At 37.8% G+C, this 24,155-nt stretch carries 22 protein-coding genes; 21 read left to right on the forward strand and 1 reads right to left on the reverse strand.

Features of this window, described 5'->3' with window-relative positions:
* The first annotated feature begins 9 nt into the window (after positions 1 to 9).
* From flgH to J7338_RS03070, 18 genes are all read left to right on the forward strand, one after another.
* The gene (gene flgH / locus J7338_RS02985) at positions 10 to 693 is read left to right on the forward strand and encodes a flagellar basal body L-ring protein FlgH (protein WP_210795485.1); all 684 of its coding nucleotides are present in this window, start codon (positions 10 to 12) and stop codon (positions 691 to 693) included.
* An 11-nt stretch (positions 694 to 704) separates the two neighbouring features.
* A complete protein-coding gene (locus J7338_RS02990; protein WP_210795487.1) occupies positions 705 to 1,799 on the forward strand; it encodes a flagellar basal body P-ring protein FlgI in 1,095 nt (364 codons plus the stop codon).
* Positions 1,800 to 1,971: 172 nt separating this feature from the next.
* Positions 1,972 to 2,940, forward strand: a complete 969-nt coding sequence (gene flgJ / locus J7338_RS02995) for a flagellar assembly peptidoglycan hydrolase FlgJ (protein WP_210795489.1) — start codon at positions 1,972 to 1,974, stop codon at positions 2,938 to 2,940.
* Between the two features lies 1 nt (position 2,941).
* Positions 2,942 to 4,948, forward strand: coding sequence for a FlgK family flagellar hook-associated protein (locus J7338_RS03000; RefSeq protein WP_210795491.1), 2,007 nt, complete (start codon positions 2,942 to 2,944; stop codon positions 4,946 to 4,948).
* Positions 4,949 to 4,950: 2 nt separating this feature from the next.
* A complete protein-coding gene (flgL, locus tag J7338_RS03005; RefSeq protein WP_210795492.1) occupies positions 4,951 to 6,183 on the forward strand; it encodes a flagellar hook-associated protein FlgL in 1,233 nt (410 codons plus the stop codon).
* 338 nt (positions 6,184 to 6,521) lie between these two features.
* Complete coding sequence (locus tag J7338_RS03010; RefSeq protein WP_210795494.1) at positions 6,522 to 7,505, forward strand: flagellin N-terminal helical domain-containing protein; 984 nt, start codon at positions 6,522 to 6,524, stop codon at positions 7,503 to 7,505.
* A 406-nt stretch (positions 7,506 to 7,911) separates the two neighbouring features.
* On the forward strand, positions 7,912 to 8,886 hold the full coding sequence (locus J7338_RS03015; protein ID WP_210795496.1) for a flagellin N-terminal helical domain-containing protein: 975 nt from the start codon (positions 7,912 to 7,914) through the stop codon (positions 8,884 to 8,886).
* Positions 8,887 to 9,051: 165 nt separating this feature from the next.
* The gene (locus tag J7338_RS03020) at positions 9,052 to 10,035 is read left to right on the forward strand and encodes a flagellin N-terminal helical domain-containing protein (protein ID WP_210795498.1); all 984 of its coding nucleotides are present in this window, start codon (positions 9,052 to 9,054) and stop codon (positions 10,033 to 10,035) included.
* A gap of 77 nt (positions 10,036 to 10,112) precedes the next feature.
* On the forward strand, positions 10,113 to 10,547 hold the full coding sequence (locus tag J7338_RS03025; protein ID WP_215908997.1) for a flagellar protein FlaG: 435 nt from the start codon (positions 10,113 to 10,115) through the stop codon (positions 10,545 to 10,547).
* Between the two features lie 30 nt (positions 10,548 to 10,577).
* A complete protein-coding gene (gene fliD, locus J7338_RS03030) occupies positions 10,578 to 11,984 on the forward strand; it encodes a flagellar filament capping protein FliD (protein ID WP_210795500.1) in 1,407 nt (468 codons plus the stop codon).
* 28 nt (positions 11,985 to 12,012) lie between these two features.
* The gene (gene fliS, locus J7338_RS03035) at positions 12,013 to 12,441 is read left to right on the forward strand and encodes a flagellar export chaperone FliS (RefSeq protein WP_210795502.1); all 429 of its coding nucleotides are present in this window, start codon (positions 12,013 to 12,015) and stop codon (positions 12,439 to 12,441) included.
* Complete coding sequence (locus J7338_RS03040; RefSeq protein WP_210795504.1) at positions 12,431 to 12,718, forward strand: hypothetical protein; 288 nt, start codon at positions 12,431 to 12,433, stop codon at positions 12,716 to 12,718. The genes fliS and J7338_RS03040 overlap by 11 nt, the downstream gene beginning before the upstream one ends.
* Entirely contained in the window at positions 12,711 to 14,798 is a 2,088-nt protein-coding gene (locus tag J7338_RS03045; RefSeq protein WP_210795506.1) for a motility associated factor glycosyltransferase family protein, read from the forward strand. The genes J7338_RS03040 and J7338_RS03045 overlap by 8 nt, the downstream gene beginning before the upstream one ends.
* Before the next feature lie 14 nt (positions 14,799 to 14,812).
* Entirely contained in the window at positions 14,813 to 16,183 is a 1,371-nt protein-coding gene (locus J7338_RS03050; protein ID WP_210795508.1) for an FAD-dependent oxidoreductase, read from the forward strand.
* Positions 16,184 to 16,186: 3 nt separating this feature from the next.
* Positions 16,187 to 16,861, forward strand: a complete 675-nt coding sequence (locus tag J7338_RS03055; RefSeq protein ID WP_210795510.1) for a class I SAM-dependent methyltransferase — start codon at positions 16,187 to 16,189, stop codon at positions 16,859 to 16,861.
* On the forward strand, positions 16,854 to 17,384 hold the full coding sequence (locus J7338_RS03060; protein WP_210795512.1) for a GNAT family N-acetyltransferase: 531 nt from the start codon (positions 16,854 to 16,856) through the stop codon (positions 17,382 to 17,384). The genes J7338_RS03055 and J7338_RS03060 overlap by 8 nt, the downstream gene beginning before the upstream one ends.
* The gene (locus tag J7338_RS03065; protein ID WP_210795514.1) at positions 17,374 to 18,705 is read left to right on the forward strand and encodes a DUF4910 domain-containing protein; all 1,332 of its coding nucleotides are present in this window, start codon (positions 17,374 to 17,376) and stop codon (positions 18,703 to 18,705) included. The genes J7338_RS03060 and J7338_RS03065 overlap by 11 nt, the downstream gene beginning before the upstream one ends.
* On the forward strand, positions 18,683 to 19,669 hold the full coding sequence (locus J7338_RS03070) for a GNAT family N-acetyltransferase (RefSeq protein ID WP_210795516.1): 987 nt from the start codon (positions 18,683 to 18,685) through the stop codon (positions 19,667 to 19,669). The genes J7338_RS03065 and J7338_RS03070 overlap by 23 nt, the downstream gene beginning before the upstream one ends.
* Here the strand turns inward: J7338_RS03070 and J7338_RS03075 are convergent.
* Entirely contained in the window at positions 19,653 to 20,843 is a 1,191-nt protein-coding gene (locus J7338_RS03075) for a UDP-N-acetylglucosamine 2-epimerase (protein WP_210795518.1), read from the reverse strand. The two genes, J7338_RS03070 and J7338_RS03075, sit on opposite strands and share 17 nt — an antisense overlap.
* A 160-nt stretch (positions 20,844 to 21,003) precedes the next feature.
* On the opposite strand from J7338_RS03075, the gene J7338_RS03080 reads away from it, so the two are divergent.
* Genes J7338_RS03080 through pseI form a run of 3 tightly spaced genes read left to right on the forward strand, consistent with a single transcriptional unit; the run spans position 21,004 to position 24,153 of the window.
* A complete protein-coding gene (locus tag J7338_RS03080) occupies positions 21,004 to 22,323 on the forward strand; it encodes an aminotransferase class III-fold pyridoxal phosphate-dependent enzyme (protein WP_210795520.1) in 1,320 nt (439 codons plus the stop codon).
* Complete coding sequence (locus J7338_RS03085) at positions 22,323 to 23,084, forward strand: cytidylyltransferase domain-containing protein (protein WP_210795523.1); 762 nt, start codon at positions 22,323 to 22,325, stop codon at positions 23,082 to 23,084. Before J7338_RS03080 ends, J7338_RS03085 begins: the two co-directional genes overlap by 1 nt.
* The gene (gene pseI, locus J7338_RS03090; RefSeq protein ID WP_215908998.1) at positions 23,071 to 24,153 is read left to right on the forward strand and encodes a pseudaminic acid synthase; all 1,083 of its coding nucleotides are present in this window, start codon (positions 23,071 to 23,073) and stop codon (positions 24,151 to 24,153) included. The genes J7338_RS03085 and pseI overlap by 14 nt, the downstream gene beginning before the upstream one ends.
* The last annotated feature ends 2 nt before the right edge of the window (positions 24,154 to 24,155 follow it).

Consider the following 24,155-nt stretch of genomic DNA (forward strand, 5'->3'; position numbering starts at 1 on the left):
AGCAAGGTTATGCGTAATTTATCTATAGTATTAACGGGTGCATTTATTTTGAGTGGCTGTATGACAACCCAAAACCACAGCGTGGTTCAAGATGATCCATACTATGCTCCAATGTATCCAGAGCCTGCCGCAGAGCAAGTTGTGCCAACAGGCTCATTGTTTGATAGCCATTTATCAAATGATTTGTATTCAGACAAAAAAGCCTTGCGTACTGGAGATATTATTACAGTTAAGCTGCAAGAATCGACGCAGTCATCAAAAGCAGCGAAAACTGAAACGGATAAACAAAGTGATGCCAGCTTAGACCCTGTCATTGGGTTAGGCGGACTACCGGTTAATATTGGTGGCGATAGCATTCAGTTTGGTGTTGGTAGTGGTGCAAAATTTAAAGGGGATACTAAATCAAATCAATCTAATAGTTTATTTGGTGATATTTCTGTGAACGTTATGCGGGTATTACCTAATGGTAATTTAGTGATCCGTGGTGAAAAATGGCTGACTTTAAACACCGGTGAAGAGTTTATTCGTCTTGAAGGACTTGTTCGCCCGCAAGATGTTACGGCAGATAATACGGTGACCTCTAACCGAATCGCTAACGCTCGGATCCAGTATTCTGGAAAAGGGCAAATGCAAGAGACTCAAACAGCTGGGTGGTTAACTCGATTCTTCACTAGTGCTCTGTTCCCTTTTTAAAGGATGTTGATATGAATAGCTTGAAAGCGTTGCTGTGTATATGTTTATTAGCTTGGCATTTTAGTGCTAGCGCTGAACGTATCAAAGATGTCTCAATGGTTGAAGGCGTTCGCTCAAACCAGCTGGTTGGTTATGGTCTCGTGGTAGGTTTACCTGGCACTGGTGAGCAAAGTCGTTTTACTGAACAAAGCTTTAAAGCCATGCTCAATAGTTTTGGTATAACTATGGCTGCGAACTTAAAACCCAAAATTAAAAATGTGGCAGCGGTTGCTGTCCATGCTGAGTTACCTGCATTTAGAAAACCAGGGCAAGCAATCGATATTACTGTATCGTCAATTGGTAGTGCGGGCAGCTTGCGTGGTGGAACATTACTACAAACCTTTCTGAAAGGGGTTGATGGAAATACTTATGCCATCGCACAAGGTAGCTTAATTGTCGGTGGATTAGGTGTAGAAGGAGCAGATGGCAGCAGAGTCGTAATGAACACGCCTACTGTGGGGCGTATTCCAAATGGTGCAACAGTTGAGCGCGCAATTAAAAGCCCTTTTATGCAAGGTGATTACATAACTTTTAATTTAAATCGCCCAGATTTCACTACCGCTAAACGTTTAGAGCAAACCATTAATGAACTTATCGGCCCAGACAGTGCGCATGCACTTGATGCCGCATCAATTCGTGTTATTGCTCCGCGGGATGCGTCACAGCGCGTTGCTTATTTATCTACGCTTGAAAACTTAGAGTTTAAACCTGCCGATACCTCGGCAAAAATTATTGTAAATTCACGCACTGGCACCATAGTGATCGGAAAAAACGTGCGGTTACAAGCGGCGGCAATTACCCATGGAGGTCTGACTGTTACGATCGCAGAACAACAAAATGTATCGCAGCCTAATGCATTAAGTGAAGGAGAAACGGCCGTTACTAATCAAACTATTATTGATGTTAACGAAGATGATTCACGGGCCTTTGTATTTAATCCAGGTGTTAGCCTTGACGATTTAGTACGCGCAATTAACGAGGTTGGCGCAGCGCCTGGTGATTTAATGGCGATACTAGAAGCATTAAAAGAAGCGGGCGCCATTAGCGGTCAACTTGTAGTAATTTAAACTATATATATCCCCTTAAGTTTATGATTAAACTTTAAGGGGATGTTATTTGTATCACGAACTTTTTTTATCATCTTGGCAAACTCGCACTCCTTATAAGTAATCTGCAAACTCTCCTTGGCTCAATTATTGCATTATTAATACTATTATTAATCACTGTGTCAAATTGCTGATGGATACTAATCATCTCGATAAACAAAACTTCTTTGATTTAGGCAATCTTAATACGTTACGTCAAGATGCATTAAAAAGTGGTGCCTCGCCTGAAGCATCAAAAGAAGCGCTAAAAAAAGCAGCGGCACAATTTGAATCTATTTTTACGCAAATGCTTTTAAAAAGCATGCGTAAAGCAAACGAAGCGTTTGAAGACGAAGACAGCCCTTTTAACTCCAGTGGTGTCAAGTTTTTTGAAGAAATGCATGATCAACAGTTATCGGTTGATTTATCTTCAAAAGGCTCATTGGGTTTAGCCGATCTCATAGTGCAACAACTCTCACCTGACGGAAAAAGCTTTACCCCCAGTTCAGTGCTGCGCACTGTTGATGATTTTACCAGTGATCAACGTGTAACTGGCAAAAATGCTGATAATACGGCTGACTCGAAGGCTGTTAATAGCAGTTCATCAACAGTGCAAAAACTGCAGTTTGAAAATGCCGAAGATTTTATCAGTAGTGTTTGGGAACATGCCAAAACAGCCGCTGAAAAAATAGGTTTGAATCCCGCAGTGATGGTTGCTCAAGCGGCACTCGAAACGGGTTGGGGCAAGCATATTATTAATAAAAGTGATGGTAATAGCAGCTTTAATTTATTCAATATTAAATCAGATAAAAGCTGGCGAGGCGATAAAGCCAACAAAATGACACTCGAATTTGAGCAAGGTATGCCAGTTAAAAAACAAGCTAGTTTTCGTGCATATGATTCTATTAAAGACAGTGTGAATGACTTTGTGCAGTTTTTGACAGAAAACCCACGTTACCAAGAAGCGCTACAAAATACCGCAAAACCGACTGCCTTTTTAGATTCGTTACAAAAAGCTGGTTATGCCACAGACCCCAATTACGCTGACAAAATTAAGCAAGTACTTAATCGTACTGAACTTAAGACATTGGCGACATCATTGGTTCGCCAAGGAGTAAATTAACATGTCGTTTAATCTATTAGACATTGCAAATTCAGGCGTTCGCGCTAATTCAGAATTGCTACAAACGACCAGTAGAAACATTGCCAATATAAATACAGTTGGTTATGTACGCGAGCGTACAGAGCATATGACCATGATCGACAATCAAGTTGGTCGTGGTGAAACATATCGATTATTGAATGAATTTGCTCAAAAGCAGCTCAATCGCGACACTTCAAATAAAACCTTTTTTGATCAATTTGTGATAGAGGCTGGCCGAGTTGATAGCTTGTTTTCTCAAGAATCCAATAGTTTATCGACTAGTATGAATTCGTTGTTCAATAATGTGCAGGAAAGCTTAAATCAGCCATCATCATCAGTTGCGCGATCGCTCGTAATGACGGATGCAAAAAATTTGATTGATCAAATGGATCGCTTATCAGGCATTGTATTTAATCAAAAAAATATCGTGAATGATCAGTTAGAAATATTTTCTGATGAAGCGAATACATTAATTCAAAATATTAGCAGCTTGAATAAGCAAATAGCTACCGTAAATGGTACGCGTAACGAGGCAAACTCAAGCACCACGTACAACGAACGAGACCTTGCTATTCGTAAGTTATCGGAATTAATAGATGTCGAGACACTTGATGGCCCCAACGGTGAAAAGCTCGTGTTTATGGGCACTGGCGAATCATTAGTAATGCAAGATGGCGCATTTAATTTATTTTCGATGGCGGGCGATCCAGATCCTAATTTTAAAGAATTACATTTAGATATAGATGGCGGCAAAGCTGTGCCGCTTGATGTTGATGTGACTAAGCTTAAAGGTAAAATTGGCGGATTATTAGCATTTCGTGATGACATTTTAGTGCCAGCACAAAACCAACTTGGCCAAATGGGGCTTGCGATTGCTGATGCTTTTAATCAACAAAATCGTTTAGGAATGGACGGTAATGGTGAGCTCGGTGGTGATATTTTTACAATTCCAACGATTGGCGGTCACGCTTATCAAGCCAATACAGGCAATTCAAGTATAACGGCTACCTTAGAGCCAGGTAAAGGCAGTGAAATTCCAGCCAGTGACTTTATTATTACTTATACCAGTGGCACAACGGTAGAAATACAACCTGTAGATAATAAAGGTGAACCATTAGGCTCTCCCTCAACCGCCAATATAGTTGCTGGCGTTATTGATTCATCAACTATCACCGGTGGGGAATCTTTTGGTTTACAATTAAACGTTACAGGGACTGGTAATGTTGGCGATACATTTGCAGTAAAACTGAATGCTGAGGCTGCATCGAGTTTAACACTGGCTACCGATAGACCAGAAGCGCTAGCGCTGGCTTCTCCAATTCGTACAGCAGATAATATAAACAATACAGGTAATGGCAATATATCAGCAGGGACTGTTACTAGTGTGACTTCGGGTGGCTTTACAGCCACGACGCCACCGGCTCTAGCGAATGGCGATATTACTCTAGTGAAAACCGCAAACGCAAATGAATACACACTTACAGATGGCAACGGAACAACAACATTTACTGTAACTCCCCCTGCTGAGAATATGCTTGCTCAAGCTGGCGCTCCGTATGACAGCTATGGTTTTGATTTTAACATTGAAGGAACACCAGCTATAGGTGATAGCTTTACATTAGAATTTAATGAAGGCGGCTTTGATGATAACCGCAATGGCTTAATGTTGGCTGGGCTACAAAGTGGCGAGCTAGTGCGGCAAAATGTTACCACAACCGCATCGGCTGATAATCATAAAACATTTAATCAAGCCTATGCCGGGTTAGTTACTGATATTGGTGTTGTTACCAATCAAGCGAAGACCAATGGCGCTGCTTTTGAAGCATTAGCTCAACAATCTGAAGCCTGGTATGAATCACTCTCGGGAGTTAACCTTGATGAAGAAGCTGCCAACTTATTGCGGTTTCAACAATCTTATGCGGCGTCTGCACAAGTGCTTTCAACCGCCCGCTCTATCTTTGACACTTTACTTAATGCTGCGAGGTAATTATGCGTTTATCTAATAATTTAATGTATCAAAATAGTGTCAATTCGATTTTAAATAATCAGCAAAATGTTAATAAAGCACAAGAGCAAGTTAATACCCAAAAACGAGTGCTTACAGCTTCAGATGACCCATCGGCAACAGCACGGGCTTTATTATATACCGATCGTATTCAAGCGAATGAACAATACAGTAAAAACATTACCATGTTAACGAGTCGATTAAAGACTCAAGAAAGTGTACTTGAAAATATTAAAGGCTCACTTGATAGAGTATATGTATTAACTGTTCAAGCTGGTAATGGTATTTATGCTGATATCGATCGTGAAGGTATTGCTGAAGAAATCAAATCGATACAAAGTAGTGTGCTTGATTTAATGAATGCTAAAACTGAAGATGGTAAGTATATATTTTCAGGCTATCAAGATAACACCCAAACCTATTCTCTAGATTCTTCAACAGGCAAGTATGTTTATGGTGGCGACCAAGGCCAACATAAAATTAAAGTAGCGGAAGGGGTTGAAATTAAATCCAGTGATAATGGGGTTGATACGTTTGAAAAGGTCAATGCCAGGTTGAATGTAGCCTCTAATGACGGCGTTGTTTCAGGAGGGATCACTGGTGCAAAAGTGTATGTACGTGAGCAGGCTCAGTTTGATGCTTTTCATAAAACAAATTATAACGCTGATCCTGCAGCCGCTGCCGGAGCAAATACGTTTAATATTATAACGACCGCAGGTACACCTAATACATATCAGCTCGAACAAGGTGGGAATATTGTCAGTACGGGCAGTTTTGAGGGATCAAAAATTAAAATTGCTGGGATGGAAATTGATATTAGCCCCGTGGCAAACGGGCAGGTAGATTTTACTTTAGAAGCACCGCAAAAAGAAAACATTTTAAACACCCTAAGCGGCTTAATAGCAGGTTTAACTGACCCAACAATTAGTCAAGAAGATTATGACCAAGTATTGGCATCGGCCATGATCCAAATAGGTAACAGTAAAAATCAGGTTTCTTTAACACAGGCTGGTTTAGGTGCGCGCTCAAAAACAGCTGAAAAAATCACGCAATCTAATAGTGATCTTGATGTAAATAATAAATCCTCCCGTGCTGATTTGGTTGAACTTGATATGGCTGAGGCTATTACTGAACTCACGAAACAAGAAACTGCATTGCAAGCTTCGCAGGCAACTTTTGGCCGCTTAGCTAAATTATCACTGTTCGATTACTTATAACTAAGTAAAGGAGTAAGGCAATATATTGCCTTACTCCTGTATTTCTCCAGTCTTTTAAGATCATCTCCTTACTATTTAACAGCTTAATAATTTCCTGAAGAAAAAGACCTGTACAATAATCCTTATAGTTTTTTAATGATCTTTATTAATTTAGCAACTATAAAATTTATTAAATTACATGAACTTATAAAATAATGGAAAAAAAATAAAAAAAAAGCTAAAGGATTTTTTTGCTAGACCGATAACTTAATTAACCAAGCAAAGCGTTGTAAATAACAACCACTGCTTAATCTAGTAAGTTTGAGAGTAAATGATAAGTTTACTTCTGGAGAGATATCATGGCTTTATATGTAAATACAAATGTTAGCGCGTTAAACGCACAAAGACAATTAAATAATTCTGGTAATGCACTAGATACATCATTCCAACGTTTATCATCAGGTTTTCGTATTAACAGCGCGAAAGATGATGCGGCAGGTCTACAAATTTCTGACCGTTTAACTTCACAAATTAACGGTTTGAACCAAGGTAACCGTAACGCAAACGATGGTATTTCATTAGCACAAACAGCTGAGGGTGCATTAGATGAAGTAACATCAATGTTCCAACGTATTCGTACGTTAGCACAGCAAGCAGCAAATGGTTCAAATACTGATGAAGACCGTTTAGCGATTCAAGAAGAGATTCAATCTTTATCTTCAGAGGCAAATCGTGTTGCAGCAGATACAACGTTCGGTGGCCAAAACTTACTTGATGGCTCTTATAAAGCTAGCTTTCAGGTTGGTGCTGATGCAGTTCAAACCATCGGCTTTAGTATGAAAGACGTTGGTACAACTGCTAATGGTGCTAATTCTATCTCAGCAAATGGCGGCTTTACTTTATCTGGTATCGCAAGTGTAGCGAGTTCTGTTTCTGGTACAGCGGGTTCATCTTTAGCATCACTGGGTAATTTAAGTTCAGTTGGTAGCAGTACTGTAGTAGGGTCATCGTTTTCTTACACCGCTGATTTTAGAGCTGATACTATCTCAGTTTCTAGCCAGTCAAATGCGCAAAAAATCTTTGCAGGTATGGATTCATTAATTGCTGTTGTTGACAAAAAACGTGCTGAATTAGGTGCTGTACAAAACCGTTTCCAATCGACGATTCGAAACCAATCGAATATCTCTGAAAACTTAAGTGCTGCGAAATCACGAATTAAAGATACTGATTTTGCTCAAGAAACTGCTAACTTAACTAAAATGCAGATATTACAACAGGCAAGCCAAACAATTCTTAGTCAGGCTAACCAGCGTCCACAGGCTGCACTAAGTCTTCTAGGTTAATAATTAGCATAGAGTCAATTTATTGACTAGCAATAAAAAGCGCCTTTGTCTAATGGGGTATTAACAAAGGCGCTATTGAAGGATTGTAAAGCGGAGGCGCTAAAAATCCATTCGTACCGTTCTAACATTTGTAGAACATGAAATTAAAAGCACGAATTATGCCATAGTTTTTGCTTTGTTAACTCACTCTCAAACTTATCTTTCAAAGGCCCCTTTTAGGGGCCTTTTCTCATTCCAAAAAATATTGGCCTGAACCTTGCTGTTACTTTGGTAAGTTTATTAACTAACCTGCAAAGTGGCAGTTTTTTGCCCCAGGCAACTTTAAGGTTTGCCTCTGTGATGAGTCACTTTGTCAATAGTCACTCGCTAAGTGATTAAATTTTGACAGATAGAAAGAGAGATTATTATGGCTTTATTTGTAAATACGAATGTAAGTGCTTTAAATGCACAAAGACAGCTCGAAAGAACTGGAAACGACTTAGATACTTCATTTAAGCGCTTGTCGTCTGGATTACGCATTAATAGTGCCGCAGATGATGCCGCTGGTTTGCAAATTTCGGACCGCTTACAATCACAGATTCTAGGATTAAACCAAGGGAATCGGAATGCAAATGATGGTATCTCATTAGCTCAAACAGCTGAAGGTGCAATGGAAGAAATTACCAATTCATTTCAGCGTATTAGAACTCTCTCTCAACAGGCTGCAAATGGGTCAAATACCGATGAAGACCGTCTTGCCATTCAAGAAGAAATTCGCCAACTATCCGCTGAAGTTAATCGTATCGCAAGTGATACAACCTTTGGTGGTCAAAACTTGCTGGACGGTACATATAAAGCGAGCTTTCAGGTGGGTGCTGACGCAGTACAGACGATTGCTTTTAGTATGGAAGAAGTTGGTGGCAACTCTGCTTTAAGTGATAATGATGGCTTTACGCTTTCAGGTATAGCAAGTGTTGCTAGTTCTGTCTCTGGAACTGCTGGGTCTTCTTTAGCTTCATTGAATAACCTCAGCTCTGTTGGCAGTAGTGCAACTGTTGGAAGTTCATTTTCTTACACTACAGATTTTAGAGCTGAAACTATTTCAGTTTCAACTCAATCTAATGCCCAAAAAGTCTTTGCAGGTATGGACGCAATGATTGCTGTTGTTGATAAGAAACGAGCAGAACTAGGTGCTGTACAAAATCGTTTTCAATCAACTATACGAAACCAGGCAAATATATCTGAAAATTTAGCTGCAGCTAAATCGCGAATTAAAGATGCAGATTTCGCTATGGAAACAGCAAATTTAACAAAAAATCAAATTCTTCAACAAGCCAGCCAAACTATTTTAGGTCAAGCAAATCAAAGACCTCAGGCTGCATTAAGCTTACTGCAAGGTTAAAGTTTAGAATTAAGTTAAAATTAATTACAAATAAAGCTAAAGCTTTCGTTTTATCAGGCGATAACAGATTTAGAGAACTACAAATCTAGGACTCTAAGTCTGGGGCTATAACAGGGTAGGGGTATCCCGTTACAGCTCTTCAAATATGATAAAGCGGAGGCTATTATGGCTTTATATGTAAATACTAATGTGAGTTCATTGAACGCACAAAGACAGTTAAGTAAATCAGGCAATTCACTCGATACTTCGTTTCAGCGTTTATCATCAGGTTTTCGTATTAACAGTGCGAAAGATGATGCTGCTGGTATGCAAATATCTAATCGTTTGACATCACAAATTAGCGGTCTAGATCAGGGTAATCGAAATGCTAACGATGGTATTTCACTTGCGCAAACAGCTGAAGGTGCGCTTGATGAAGTTACATCAATGTTTCAGCGTATTCGTACGTTAGCGCAACAAGCATCAAATGGTTCAAACACTGATGAAGACCGGTTGGCTTTGCAAGAAGAAATCCAATCATTATCATCAGAGGTAAACCGTGTTGCAGCAGATACTACCTTTGGTGGGCAAAACCTTTTAGATGGCAGCTATAAAGCAAGTTTTCAGGTTGGTGCTGATGCAGTACAAACAATCGGCTTCAGTATGAAAGATGTTGGTACAACTGCAAATGGTGCTAATACTATCTCAGCAAATGGTGGTTTTACTTTATCAGGTATCGCAAGCGTAGCAAGTGCAGTTTCTGGTACTGCAGGCTCATCTATATCTTCATTAAATGATCTAAGTTCCGTTGGTAGTAGTACCGTAGTGGGTTCATCTTTTTCTTATACAGCAGATTTTAGAGCAGAAACTATTTCTGTTTCTAGTCAATCAAATGCGCAAAAAGTATTTGCGGGTATGGATGCGATGATTGCCGTAGTAGATAAGAAGCGAGCTGAGCTAGGTGCTGTGCAAAACCGTTTTCAATCAACGATTCGAAACCAGTCTAATATTTCAGAGAACTTAAGCGCTGCAAAATCACGTATCAAAGACACTGACTTTGCTGCAGAAACAGCTAATTTGACTAAATCACAAATATTACAACAAGCAAGCCAATCTATTTTGAGTCAAGCAAACCAGCGTCCGCAAGTCGCATTATCGTTACTTGGCTAGACGGTTAATTAGGTCATTATTGAGATATTGTCTCGATAATGACTTATACTTTGTTTGTATTTTGAAGGAGAGCTACTATGGCTGACTTAGGTGGAATAATTAAATCGAGTGAAAACTTCACCGCTAATTCATCTTTTACAAATAAAAATGAGTTAAATGAAACAAGTAAAAAAGCAACTGTTGAACAAGCTGGTACAAAAATTGCTGGTAGAGAGCCCGCACTTGTTGATAATAGTCAGCAACTTGATTCTGAAAGTGAAAGAAAAGCACTGATTGATGAAGTAAAAGAAAATTTAGAGAAATTAAATAAATATATTCCTGTGACGGCAACAAATTTAAAATTTGAATTTGATGAGCAGGGTGATCCACCAATAATTAAAGTGTTTGATAAAACAAGCGAAGAAGTTATTCGTGAAATTCCAACTGAAGAGTTTAGAGAAGTTGCTAAAGCTTTAGATGAGTTTGCCGATAAATTAACCAGTAAAGGTTTGTTATTAAATCAAACCGCATAATTTTTTTGGAACAGATAGTAGGAGAGAAGTATGCCACTTATAACATCCGCAGGTATTGGATCTGGGTTGAATCTCGAAAATATCATTGAAGCATCTGTTGATGCCGAAAATGCTCCAAAAATGAAAGCCTTTGCAACAAAGGACAAGTCGTTAGAAGTTGAATTATCTTCAATCGGAGAGATCAAGTCTGCGTTATCCAAACTACAAGACACAATAAAAAAGCTAGCAGATCCTGATAATTTCAATAAACGCATTGCTAATATCACTCAACCAATAAGTGATGACGGTGACCTCGTCTCAGTTACCCCAACAAAAGATATCACTCCTGGCAACTTTAAAATTGAAGTTGTAGCACTTGCTCAAGGTAGTCGCGCGACATCAAAGACGGGTTTTACGTCAACGGATGATGTGGTTACTGCTTCTGGAGGCACCTTGTCATTTGCTGCTGGAGGCAAAAGCTTTGATCTAACCCTCGATGCAGGTGCGACATTAGCTGATTTACGTAACGCAATTAATGACTCGGATGATAATTTTGGTGTAACGGCAAATATTATAAACACTGGCACGGAGTCAAAATTAGTACTAACGTCAAGTGTGAGTGGTGCTGGTAATGACTTGGTAATCACCAATGATAATGCTGAGCTTGATAATGTATCTACTGATGCTAATGGTGGACCTCCTGATAGCGGTGGTATTGGTATATCTGATGATAACAAAGCAAAAAGCGCAGTAATTAAAGTTGATGGTATTGAGATTACCAATGACACCAATACCTTTAAAGATGCAGTGCAAGATATGACGATCACTGCTAAACGACAAAGCGTTGATGGAGAGACGGCAAAGTTGGCTGTGAGCTATGACCGTGAGAATGTTACAAAATTAATTGATGAATTTATTGCTAATTATAACAATGCTATTGGGCAGTTAGGCCTGCAATCGAGAGTCGGTAAACCTTTAAATAGCGATGCAACTGTGCGTACTTTGAGTTCGCAAATGGTCAATATGCTTTCTACTAACTTAACGGATGCTGGGCCTTTTACGAGTATTTTTGATATTGGCCTAGGCGTTGATAAGAAAGGTTACCTAGAAAAATCAACTTTAGTCCGTAGCTTAAATACAGCAATGGATGAAAATTTTGATGATATTGGCAAGGCTTTTGCTGGTGAGAATGGTGTTGCTAAGCAATTTGAATCTTTCTTAGATAATTACGTAAGTTCAAAAGGTATCTTAAAGCAACGAGAAGACAATTTAAATACACAGGTCACTGACTTAGAAGATGATGTACTAAAGCATAAATTTAGAATGACCGAATTAGAAAGTAGGCTTAGAAAGCAATATGCGGGGTTAGATGTGTTACTGGCACAAATGCAGTCAACACAGCAGTACTTAGGAGCGCAGCTTGCAAGCTTGCCTGGATTTACAAGAAACAAATCATAAATAAATTTTGATTTAAAAGGGTTTTAATATGTATAACGCCAAAGTAAAAAATTATCAGAAAGAAGCACTTAAAACTCGAGTTGCTGGTGCTGATCGCTATGAAATAATTCAAATGTTAATGGCGGGTGCGATTGAAAAAATGGTTCTAGCGAAAGTAGCAATTGAAAAAAAACATCTTGAGGCAAAAAGTGAGCATTTATCAAAAGCGACTGCTATTATTGAAGCCTTAAGAGGTTGTTTAGATTTTAAAGTTGGTGGTGAAGTGACTGATAATTTATATGCACTTTATTCTTATATGATAGATCGCTTAGTTGATGCAGCAATAAAAAATGATCCTGCAATTGTTGAAGAAGTATCTAATTTATTAAAAGAAATAAAGTCTGCTTGGGATGCTATTCCTCATGATGTTAAAGAAAAAACATTAAGTGAAAATGGCTTAGATGCGCATGCAGGATAGTGTTAAAGAGCTTCACGAGACGCTTGATGCGCTAATAGAAGCTGTCGAGAGTAGTAATTATGAGTTGGCGAAAGAGAAAGACTTAGCCTTTAAGAGCCAATTTGACTCTATAATAAAAAACTTGAGCGACGATATAGAAAATGAACAGTTAGCTAGTATTTTTAATGATTACAGTAAAGTAATTGAAAATATAGAACTTAAAAAGAAAGATACGAATAAAGAAATAGTAGAATTTAATACTAATCAAAAAAAACTTCAGAAGTATAAGCATGGATAAAAATAGCCTAAAAGATTTAGAACAACTCGATAGCAAAATTACTTCAATTATGGAGCAGGGTGAAAAAGAAGCTTTGTTCACTGATTCGGCTAATAAGCTTTTTGAGCTTAATATTCGTGCATTTCAAAAGTACTTTCCTGATATAGCTGAAAAATTTTTATCTCATCAACCAAGTGAAAAGTTTAATTTATTTTTAAATGAAAATGGTCAGGCTAATATTATCGATTACAACACGGGAGTACCTTTTTACCGTGATGATATTGAAAAGCAGGTTGAAGAGCAAGTTCAAAGATCGATAGATAATCCTATATTCTCTAAAATAAATTACAGCTACCTTGAGAGCCTAGATAACCCTTATGATTTCATGCATGTTGATTTAATTAAAGATGCCGGTGCAGCTTATAATCAGGCAAAAAATAATCTAGAGGGAAACAGTTGTTTAGATTCAAAGTTGCCTAGCGTGGTGATTTTTGGTGTTGGCCTTGGGTATCATCTTGATAAACTATTAAAGGAATTTCCTTGCGCTTACTTAAACATCTTTGAACCAGAAGAAGATTATTTCTTTGCTAGCCTGTTTACTTTTAACTGGCATGACTACTTAACGTTAATAGATAACTCTGGTGCGTCACTTTATATTAGTATAGGCGTAAGTGAAGAAGAGACTTACAGCCAATTATTTACACGGGCACAAGAGATTGGTCCTTTTACAATATCTAATTCACTGTTTTATCAGCACTATCCATCGACCTCAATTGATAATCTTATCTTTAAAATTAAAGACAATTTCCATGAATTCTTTATGGGCTGGGGGTTTATAGATGACGCCTTCATGAGCTTAGCCCATAGTGTCGAAAACGTTAAAAATAAGATGCCATTTTTTCATGCTCATAGTGCATTGGAGAATAAGTTTAAAGATTTCCCTGTATTTATACTTGCAAATGGTCCCTCGCTCGATCGCGATATTGAAACAATTAAGTCTTTGCAAGGGAAAGTTATTGTAGTTTCATGCAACTCGGCGACAACGGCCTTACTTCAGCATGGGATTATACCGGATTTTCATGCAGCGCTAGAGCGTTCAAGAGCGACCTACGACTTTTTAAAGGCATTCATTCCCGAAGAATATAGAAAAAATATGGGGCTGCTTACCGTAAATGTGATGCATCAAGATGTTGCGAGTTTATTTGGTTGGGCGGGTGCAGCTTTAAAAGGTCGCGAAGCCGGTACGAGCCTTCATCAGGTTGCAGAGATCTTCTCTAAAAAGAAATCAAGTGCAACCATTCCATATTGTAACCCTCTTGTTGGAAATATGGCGCTAAGCTATGTGGTGTCATTAGGGTTTAAAAATGTTTATTTGTTTGGTGTTGACAATGGCTATATAGATCCAAAACATCATCACTCTAAATCGAGTATGTATTATAACGACAAAGGCGATACAGTTTACGAGCCTTTGCAAATAGGTTCGAAGTTGTTTGTCGAGGGGAATTTTGGGGAAACAGTGATTGCTGATCACTTCTTATACTCTGGAAAAGTCCAGATGGAGAGATTATTACAAACTTCTAGAGCACACGGTCTCAGTTGTTTCAATTGTAGTAATGGTGCAAAAATTAATGGCGCAACTCCACTATTGTCAGAAGATATTATTTTACAGGAAACACAAATAACAAAATCTCAAGTGTCATCTTACGTAAAAGATGAGTTGTTCTATATCCCAGATGAGGATTTTGATTTAGAAGACTTTTTAGATTTTGAAGGGTTTGAAAAGTTGTGCACCACTTTAATTGAGATACTTGAACCCGAAGTCTCAAATCGCTCAGAGGCGTTTGACCAAGTGCTGAGGCACATTCAATTGTTAGTTTCAATAAAAGAAACGCAGTTTAGCCATCATTATATGGTGTTAGAGGGGGAGGCGCTGTACCTCAATTCTATAATCATAAATATGTTATATAATTATGGTAGTGAAACTGAGATCTTACCCTACTATCAAAATATTAAAGGTGTGTGGTGTGATTTCTTGAGAAAGGCACCAGAGCTCTATCGTCAAAATTGGAACAAGGCGAGTGACCATGTATTTGAAGTTTAAATAGACGAAATATTATGGAAAAAAAGAAATATATTATTGTCGGCGGAGGCCTTGCAGGTCTCTTTGCTGCAAATGCGTTGTTAAGCGAAGCCAATGTTGATGTCACCTTAGTTGAATCTGATGATAGGTGTGGAGGGCTCCTAAGGGCTTTTAAGTCTGAGCGTGGAATTAAATACGATCAGGGTACACACTTAGCGTCAAAAACAGGTGTTACTGAAATTGATGAAATTTTGTTTGGCACAAAAAACTTTTCAACAGAATGGTCTAGATTTCCATTTTTGAACGCAGGTAATTATTTTGCAGGGGTGTGGAATACAAAAACTCAAGTCGCAGATATCCGTCATCTACCAAAGCCGCTTTATGCACAATCAGTTGCCGCCATCATGAGCAGAGCAACACCTGAGACTAGCAGTTTTACAAATTATGTTAAAAGTAATTTTGGACTTCCTGTTTTTGAACACTTGTTTTTGCCTGTAGTCCATAAGCTATATGGTAAAGACGCTAACCTAAATGACCTAAAAAGCGACGTTGGTTATTTTGGCTTAAACAGAGTTGTAGCTTTCGATACTGAACTTACTGAGAAACTGAAAGAGATAAGTGATTTTGATGATAAAATCGCGTTTGAAACTGTCAGCGATTATGCTACGAAGTCCACAACCGACACTTCATTTTATTACCCTAAGCACCCGGATGGAATACAACATTGGGTCGGTAATTTAACTGAACGCGCAGTGTCCAATGGATTAAAATTGTTATTAAACCGAAGAACTGAGCGGCTTGAGACGACTGAAGGTGCCGTAAGTTCAATCACATTAGATGATGGTACTCGTTTAGAGTGTGATGAGGTTGTATGGACAATTCCAATACCGTTAGCACTTAAGCAAGCACATATCGAATATACGAGTAGCTTTAAGCCAAAACTCATGACTGCAAACCTATTTCATTTTATGTTTGATAAACCTGTTTTAAATACAGATAACCAATATGTCTGGAATTGGGATGCAGAATTTAAAACGTTTAGAATAACTCTATATGATAATTTTGCTGAACCCCTTCCTCAGGGGTATCGAGTTACGATGGAGATTTTAACCGGCCCAGGTGATGATATTGAAGTAAATATTGAGAGTGCTCTTAGCGAATTAAAGGCGATGAACCTAATCGCTTCAAATCATAAAGTTTTAGATAGCTCACATCAAATAATTAAAAATACGTTTCCTGAACCTACCAAGCAATTATCGTTAAGTAATCAGGCTCTTTTGAGAGTTTTAAATGACAGTCTCAGTAATATAATTGTTGCTGGTCGCCACAGCGCTAAAGTGTGGTCACAGTCCGATGTGTTACAGGATATCTACCAACAGTTAAATTTGAGTACTTTAAAGGTGTAGAAGATGAGTTTTTCTAATGAATGGGATGAACAATACAGAAATAATAATCATATGTCCGTTTGGCCTTGGAGCCAGCTAGTTAGTTTATGCTTAAGGCACACTCAACTTGGCAATCGCGATCCTGATTTTTATGTATTAGAAGTTGGCTGTGGGGCAGGTGCAAACATTCCCTTCTTTTTGTCTTATACGGACAATGTATTTGCATTAGATGGCAGTACTTTTATTATAGATGCTTTAAAAAAACGTTTTTCAGGTATAGAAAGCAATTTTTTAGTGTCTGATTTTACAAAAGAGATTCCATTTCAAAAGACGTTCGATCTGATTGTTGATCGAGGTGCATCGGTTCACAATGACACATATTCAATTGAGCAATACTTAGAACTTGCTTATCACAAGCTCAAGCCTGGTGGTAACCTCGTAATTACAGACTGGTTTAGCACGGAGCATGGGTACTTTGAAAAGGGCCTGACAAGTGAAACAAGTGAGTATACCAAATCAGGTTATACATCCGGTCCCTTTGCTAATGTTGGTAATGTACATTTTTTTGATAAAAAAGAGATTCAAAGGCTTACAGCTAAATTTAAAATATGTCACCTGGAGCACTCAATCACAAAGGTTGATGGCATTGAAGAGCAAGGAGCTGCTTGGCATCTAGTATTGGAAAAAATAGATGCATAAGCACAAAGATGCTTTTTTATTAGAAACTGAGCGTTTTAAGCTTGTCGAATTAGAAAAGAAAGATGCAAGCGATCGCTATCTTTCTTGGCTTTCTAGTAAAGCGGGTGAGTTTTTATCGTTTAAAGCTTGTGAAAAAGAAAGCTTAGAAAACTATATCCGTTCGCAAAGAGTAAATGAAAATGTCCTTTTGCTAGGAATATATACGCTGCTTGATGATGAGCATATAGGTAATATTAAATTTGAGTTCATTGATAAAGCTAAAAAAATAGTTGAAATGGGTATTTTAATTGGTGAGCAAAGTCATCAAGGCGTTGGCGTTGCTAGTGAAGTTATAAAAGCGTTTGCTGAGTATAGTTTAGTAAACTATGGATCAGAATTAATGGTGCTTGGGGTGAGTAAGCACAATACACACGCCATAGCTGTATACAAGAAAATTGGATTTGATTATGAATATCGTCCACTTTCAGCTATTGATAGTGAAGATGGTATACTCATGTCGTGGAGTTTTAAGAGTGAAAAATGAATGGCCAAACTATACTGTTCTTGGTGAAACGATGCATAAATGGGCGTCTGATTTATTCCCTATTTGCAGAAGCTTAACAGGGGCAGGTGTCAGAGAAAGCCTTCATTACTTATCCTCGCATCTTGATGGTTTAGAGGTTAACAGTGTGCCATCCGGAAAAGATGTGTTTGATTGGACAATACCTCTTGAGTGGTCTATTGAAGACGCCTACGTTTTAGATTCAGCTGGTAATAAAGTCATTGACTTTAAAAGCTCTAACTTACATGTTTTAAACTATTCAACTGCAGTCGATATAGAGCTGCCTCTATCTGAATTAAATGAACATTTGTATTCGCTTCCCGATATGCCAAGCGCAATCCCTTATGTAACTTCTTATTATGCTCCTAGGTGGGGGTTTTGCCTAGCACAAGAAGAGCGTAATAAATTAAAAGATGGGCTTTATAGAGCTGTTATTAAAAGTAAACACTATGATGGTTTTTTGAACTATGGGGAGTATTTCTTAGCAGGTGAGACCGAAGAAGAAATTTTAATTTCTACGTATATTTGCCACCCTTCAATGGCCAACAATGAGCTTTCTGGACCTGTCGTCACCACAGCTTTAGCGAACTTAATTAAACAGCTACCGTCTCGTAAATATAGCTACCGATTTGTGTTTGTGCCTGAAACAATAGGGGCAATTACATTTATTTCTGAAAATTTAGCGCACTTAAAATCAAAGGTTGTAGGTGGGTTTGTTCTTACATGTATTGGAGATGAAAGAAATTATTCTTATTTGCAATCCAAACAAGAGGGTACTCTTTCTGATAGAGCTGCAATGCATACAATGAAATCTATTGTAGGCGACTATAAGCTATATGACTTTCTTTCGAGAGGGAGTGATGAACGTCAGTACTGCGCGCCTGGTATTGATTTACCGATAGGCTCAATTATGAGAACGCGATACGGTGATTATCCCGAGTACCACACATCACTGGATGATTTGTCACTAGTTACAGCATCAGGTTTAGCTGGTGGTTTAGAGGTTTGTTTTGAAACTATTAAATTAATTGAGGCAAATGAAACCTACAAAGTAACCGTTTATTGCGAGCCACAGTTAGGTAAAAGAGGGCTATATCCAACTATCAGCAGTATGGCTTTGGATTATACTGATGTGCGTACATTAACTAACCTAATTGCCTATTGTGATGGTAAACATGATTTGATTGCTATTGCTGAAAAAATAAATGTGAATGCAAGAGAGCTGATCCCTGTCGTTAAAAGATTAGTAGATGAGGGTCTACTTGAAAGGTATAAAAAAGATGTCAAAGCTTACCAAGTATAAAATGGTACCTACTGAGCTGGATTCTAAGTGGGATAATTACGTTCATGAGTCTAAAACATCAACTCCATTTCTACTTTCTACTTACGTTTGCGCTTTGGATGGCAATTTTAGAGCATACTATTGTTTAAAAGGTAATGAAATCATTGCTGGTTTGCTAGTTGCAGTTGATGACTCAGGTCGTAATGTAATAGGTCATGAGCTGATGGTTCATGATGGTCTTTTTTATGTAAACTTCCCAGCTTTAAATCGTTCTCAAACGCTTTCGGAAGAACATAAAGTTGCGCAATTCATTGCTGAGTTTTTAGCTGAAAATTATAAAAGTATTATTCTTTCTTTCTCCCCTAAAATAGTCGATATAAGAGCGTTTCAGTGGGTTAACTACCATAATGACTTACCTAAGTATTCTGAGAGTATTCGCTATACGAGCTATGTGGATATTGCGGAATTCGCTGATGATGATATTGACTTTAAAGATTATAAACTCTACAAAAATGCATCTGTTTCTAGGCGACAAGAAATACGATATGGCTATGCTAAAAATGTTGTTGTTGAATACACGGAAAATATTGAAGAGTTTCTCTATTTGTATGAAAAAACATTTGAACGCCAAAATATCACTTTGCAACAAAATTTACTTCCCCAGATGAGGGGGTTGTTAAGTAGTTTAAATGCTTCAGGTGATATTAAAATTTATACTGCAAAGAATGAAAAAGGACATGTTGGTAGTATTGCTATTTTTCTTTTATTAAATGACTCCGCCTATTATTTGTTTGGTGCCAATAATTATGCATTACGAGCTGAACATACTGGCACAGCTGTGCTTTGGCGAGCTTTCAAATTGCTATCAAAGTTGGGTGTAACAACCGTTGATCTTGAAGGTGTTAATAGTCCTGAACGAGGGTGGTTTAAACTTAGTTTTGGTGGTGCGATAGTTCCCTATTTCAATGTTAATTATGTAGCTTAATGAGTTTAGCTATGTGCTTAGTTATTTCGTGGCATGCGCTACCACTGGTCAATTCTATTTGCTGATTATAGGGTGTTAGCTGTTTTGTTAAGAGGTTTTTTATTACAGCCGTTAGCTTATATCTTTTACGAATAGCCTCTGTTTTATTTAATTGTTCAAGTAGGTAGGTGCTTTTTTTATTCGATCCTAGATGTAAGCTGAGAGTTGGTTTATTAAAAATAGTAGCTTCTAAGAGGACTGTCGATGACATACCGAAAACTATATCGCTGTGTTTAAATGAATCCAAAACGGACCTTTCTTTACATATTAAAGTAAAGTCAAATTTTGCTAAAAATTCAGAATACCGTTTTGATGACTCTCTCGGATGGGGTTTTATTATTAGTTTTATTTTTCTCTTTTTGTCTAACGCTTGAATATGTTCACATAGCACCCTTAAGATAGTCTTTTCTGTGTACCCATGAATATTTCTGCCTAATTTATTTCCGTAGATTTTTGTTATGGGTTCAGACGCAAATAAGATGTTCACAGTATCTCGCTTTATTAATTTATTTCTTTTTGCTTTTTGTTTAAGGTTGTCAAAATATGGGCAGCCTAGCGGATGGATAATATTATGTGGTAGCCCCTCTTGAACCATGGCAAGTTTGGCGCTCTCATCCATCACGATTATTGATGATGGTAATATGTACTCATCAAGAGCATATTCATTTTTATGCTGGTGTAAATAATGCTGCTTTAAAAAGCGTAATGAATAGTTCATCCATTGATCTAATATGGCGACTGTGGGGACATTTAATTTATTCCCAACAAGCCAAGTTGTTCGTTCTATAAAGTCTCTTCCTGTGGTACTTGTCACCAATAAACTTGGGTCATATGGACTTATAAGAGATTCAATACTTTGAATATCGTACTGATTTATATTGTCATCAAGAAGGGTTACATTTTTGTATCCCTTATTCTTTAAGTGCTTTAAAGTAATATCTCGAGCGAATAAGACAGTATTGTAGTTTTGTTTTTGTAAATAGTTAGATAAAACAGCAATAGAATTAGCCCCGCCAGGATCTGCTGCGAATAGCATGATAGTTTGTTCATTTTTTTTCATTTCAATGGCTCCAATACTGCTTTTAACAACGCGTAAATCTGGTGTCTTTTTTCTTGTGTCAGCTTTATATTTCATTAAAAGTAATTTCCTTTGGCGAGGAAATGGCCAAATTATTACGGCTGGCCATCTAATCTGAGAAATTGCACTTTTTATCTGAATTCAGGGTTTAATATTTTGCTACAATAGCCGATAAATAGTTTGTATGTTTTTATTTAGTGATTAAAGAGGCTATCTCATGTCAAGTATAGAATTAGGTCAGCGTTTGTGGGAAAAAGCAAAAAAAATTATACCAGGTGGTAATCAGTTACTTTCTAAAAGAGCTGAAATGTTCCTACCCGATAACTGGCCTGCGTATTATAAAAAGGCTAACGGCTGTGAAATTTGGGATTTAGATAATAACCATTATTATGACTTTTCTATTATGGGTATTGGAACATGCTCGCTAGGGTATGCTCATCCACAAGTATCAGAGGCTGTTATTAACGCGATAACTCAAGGTTCAATGAGTAGTTTAAATTGTTATGAAGAAGTTGAATTAGCAGAAAAATTACTAGAAATTCATCCTTGGGCTGGTGGTGCTAGGTTTACTCGGGCTGGTGGTGAAAGTTGTGCACTTGCTATAAGAATTGCGCGCTCTTATTCCCAAAAGGATAGAATAGCATTTTGTGGCTATCATGGTTGGCATGATTGGTATTTAGCAACAAATTTAGCATCCAAAGGTAATCTAGATGAGCAGCTATTACCGGGCCTAGCGCCCAGTGGTGTACCACGGCTGTTAGCTGAAACAGCCTTGCCCTTCAAAGAAGGTGACCTTGTAGGCTTTGATAAGCTACTAGCTGAAAATGATGGCACATTGGGTGTTGTAATAATGGAAGTATTTAGGCATGGCATGCCTGATGTTGGATTTTTAAAAGCGATAAAAAAGCGTTGTAAAGAGAACGGCATAGTCTTAATTTTTGATGAAATATCTTCTGGGTTCAGGCTCAATACTGGTGGTTCTCATTTGTTATTTGATATAGAACCGGATATTTGCGTATTGGGTAAAGCAATGGGGAATGGGCATCCTATTGGTGCCGTGATTGGTACTGATGAAGTAATGGATGCCGCTCAAAAATCGTTTATCAGTAGCTCTTATTGGACTGAAAGAGTTGGCTTTGTAGCTGCATTGGAAACTCTTAAAGTATTTAACGAGCAAAGTGTTTGTAACACATTACTTGAAACTGGTCGATACCTTAAGTCTAGAATGGATGAGATTGTAAAAGAAATTGGGTTCAATTTAAAAATTATTGGCATAGACAGTGTACCTATCCTTGTTTTCCCAACTGAAGCATCACTGGTTTTGAAAACTCTTTACACCCAAGAGATGTTAAAGCGTGGATTTTTGGCTTCCAACGTTATTTATATTTCTTTAGCACATGAAAGACACTTATGTGATCAATTTTTGGCTGCATTTGAAATAGTAATTAAAATATTGAAAGACGCAGAAGTTAATGAAACATATAATGTTCTGCTCGAAGGCCCTGTCTGTCATAGTGGGTTTCAGAGGCTAAATTGATGAATAAAACCATTGCTTTTGTCCAAGCAAGGATGTCCTCAACGAGATTGCCGAAAAAAGTACTAAGGAAAATTAATGGTATCCCAGTGATTGAGCACCTTATTTGCCGTTTAGAGAAATCAGCCTATATCGATGAAGTCGTGGTTTTAACCTCTAATAATAGTGCCAATGATCAGTTAGTCAGTTTTCTTGAAAGAAGAAAAATAGCGTATTTCAGAGGCAGCGAAAATAATGTGTTATCTCGTTTTGTTGACGCTTTAAATATATATGAAACTGACAACGTGGTGCGAATAACAGGGGATTCCCCCTTTATATGTCCAGAAATTTGTGATGCACTCATAAAAAAGTTTTTTGACACCGGTGCCGATTATGCGTATTTGGATGAGCGTTTTGCTGAAGGCGTTGATTGTGAAGTGATAAAAGCATCAATACTTCATAATATTGACACTTTAGCTACGCTGTCATCTGAACGTGAGCATGTAACACTTTATCTTTTTAATAATCCCGTAGGCTTTAAAATTGAATTACTTGAAAATGCATCCGATGACAGCCAATTTAGGTTTACACTTGATACAATTGAAGATTGGTTAGCAATCGAAAAAATTGGGAAGCATTTTTCCGATAGAAGTCTAGACGTAAACTATCAAGAAATTAAAACGTTCATTGCTAGTAATGAAGACGTTTTCAATTTAAATAAGCATATAGTCCGTAACGAGGGGCTTTTAATTTCATTAGAAGAAGAGCGATATGCCGGTGAATAATGACTTTGCTATTTATATAAATGATAAAAAAATAGGGATAGATACGCCCACTTATATTATCGCTGAAATTTCAGCGAATCACTGCGGAAGCTTAGACAAAGCAATCGAAATGATCCGAAAGGCTAAAATGGCTGGTGCAGATGCTGTTAAGTTACAAACATATACGGCAGATACTATCACGCTTAATTGTAATAAAAGCGATTTTATATTACCCACTGATAATCCATGGGAAGCTCACAATACACTTCATGCACTTTACTCAAAGGCCTATACGCCGTGGGAGTGGCACGAAACTTTATTTGATGAGGCAAAGTCAGTCGGAATTGATATTTTCTCAAGTCCATTTGATAGTACTGCTGTCGATTTATTAGAAGCATTAAACACCCCTGTATATAAAATTGCCTCGCCAGAGATCACCGATATAGCTCTATTAGCTCAGGTTGCACAGACTAAGAAGCCGGTTATTTTGTCTACAGGAATTGCTGAATATGAAGATATAGTATTAGCTGTTGATACCCTACGCGAAAACGGTTGTGAACACCTAGTTATATTAAAATGCACAACGGCGTACCCAACACCTTTCGAAGAATGTAATTTAATGACGATTCCTGATATCAGCAGAAAGTTTAAATGCCTTTCGGGATTATCTGATCATACAAGAGGTATTGTTGTTCCAGTTGCTTCTGTAGCACTTGGTGCAAGAGTTGTAGAAAAACACTTTGTCTTAGATAAAAGTGACGAGTCTGTTGATGCTTTTTTTTCATTAGATTATGCCGAATTTTACGAAATGGTAAACAGTATTAGGCAGTGCGAAAAAGCATTAGGTCAGGTAAATTACGCGATAACAGGCTCAGCCCAGAAAAACTTGTTGGCTAAACGTTCTTTGTATTTTTGTCGTGATATAGCTGCAGGTCAAGTTATTAAAAGAGGTGATATACGTTCTGTCAGGCCAGGGTTTGGCGCCCATCCTAAGTATTTAGAACAGTATATCGGTAAGATGATGAGTAAATCGATGACCATGGGTGACCGAGTGTTACCCGATGTGATTGTGGGTTCCATTGAGGATTGAAA

It is taken from the genome of Pseudoalteromonas ostreae (assembly GCF_018069805.1).
Taxonomy (GTDB): Bacteria; Pseudomonadota; Gammaproteobacteria; order Enterobacterales; family Alteromonadaceae; genus Pseudoalteromonas; species Pseudoalteromonas ostreae.